The sequence below is a fragment of the Collinsella sp. AF05-9 genome, from assembly GCF_003465595.1.
Lineage (GTDB): Bacteria > Actinomycetota > Coriobacteriia > Coriobacteriales > Coriobacteriaceae > Collinsella.
The window spans coordinates 1-1,449 of sequence record NZ_QSBB01000076.1; the positions used below are offsets into that span (position 1 = coordinate 1).

The window sequence follows — 1,449 nt, forward strand, 5'->3', positions numbered from 1 at the left end:
TGAACTGCGCCCCAATTCTTGGACGGGCTAATAAGCGGCCTACGCCGCACATAGGGACTGATTCCGGAATTCCTCCGGGGTCAGTCCCTTCAGTTTAACCTGCCTCCTTCTCGTGTTCCAATGGATGATGTATTCGTCCAGGTCTCTCTTGAAGTCTTCGAAGCAAGGCCATTTTCTTCCGCGAAAGAACTCGTCCTTCATATGGCCGAACACCTGCTCCGTCGCGCCGTTGTCGATGCAGTTGCCCTTCCGGGACATGCTCTGCACCACGCCGGCCTCCTCCAGCCGCTTGCACCACCCGGCCTGCTGGTACTGCCAGCCCATGTCCGAGTGCAGGACCGGCCTGGAGCCCTCGGGCATCTTGGACACGAGCTGGTCGAGCAGCTCGTGCTGCTGGGCCATGTTGGGATGCAGCGACGTGGACCAGGCGACGATCTCCTTGCTGCCGAAATCGTAGACCGGCGCGAAGTAGGCCTTGCCCCAGGGCTGCTTGAACTCGGTGACGTCGGTGCCCATCTTCTCCCACGGCCCGTCTGCGGCGAAGTCCCTGCCGATGACGTTCTCGAAGGTCTTTCCGACCTTGCCCCTGTACGAGTTGTACCTGTGGTAGTCGGTCTCGCGGCGGATCCCGCAGCTGATGCCCATCTCGCGCATCATCTTCAGCGTCGTCTTGTCGGCTATGCGCACGCCCTGCTCGGCGCGCAGGCACATGGCGATCTGCCTGTGGCCGCACCCGTTGGCGGTGCGCGAGAATATCTCGGCGGCGGCCTCCCAGAGCTCGGGCCTGGTGGGAGCCTTCGGGTGCGACAGCGCGTAGTAGTAGCTCGACCTCGCCAGGCCGGCGCACTCGAGCAGGTCGGCGAGGGGGTATTGCCCTGAAAGCCCGCTCACGACCGCGGCCTTTTCGCCGTTCGAGAGCGTTTCTCCGCCTTCAGGGCGATCGATTTTTTTAGGTAGGCGTTCTCCGCCTCGAGCCTCTTGATCCTGCGCTCGAGCTCTTGCTCGCGCGTCGTCTCCCCGGACGGGGAGCCGGACCCCCTCGGCCTCCCCCTGGGCTTTGGCCTGAGCGCCTCCGGGCCCTCCTCCCTGTAGGCCTTCAGCCATTTCTTGAAAGGGCTTGGCGAGGCTATCCCGAACTTCTCCATGGCCTCGGGCTTCGTCATGCCCTCGTCGACGACCGCCCTGACGGCGGCCAGCTTCGTCTCGAACGAATAGGCGGTGTGTTTCTTTCCCATCATGGCCAGAACCTCGATACCAGCAGACCTGTAGGTGCACAGCCATTCTCTCACGGTTTCCTCCGGCATCCCGAGAAGGGCCGCGATCGCCGCGCGGCCGTGCCCCTCGTCGTGCAGCTCTGCCGCTCGCAGCCTCATCCCGACGTCGTACAAAGCGTTTCCAGCCATAAAAAAGCCTCCCATTTCTTGTGTCCAAGAAATGGGAGGCAGTTCA

General features: G+C 62.8%; 2 protein-coding genes. Both read right to left on the bottom strand.

Features of this window, described 5'->3' with window-relative positions:
* Positions 1-39 precede the first annotated feature (39 nt).
* Positions 40-945, bottom strand: a complete 906-nt coding sequence (locus DWV43_RS09965) for an IS3 family transposase (RefSeq protein WP_233504648.1) — start codon at positions 943-945, stop codon at positions 40-42.
* Positions 888-1,449: helix-turn-helix domain-containing protein (locus DWV43_RS09970; RefSeq protein WP_370446031.1), on the bottom strand; the 562-nt coding region annotated here is incomplete at its 5' end. The genes DWV43_RS09970 and DWV43_RS09965, both read right to left, overlap by 58 nt.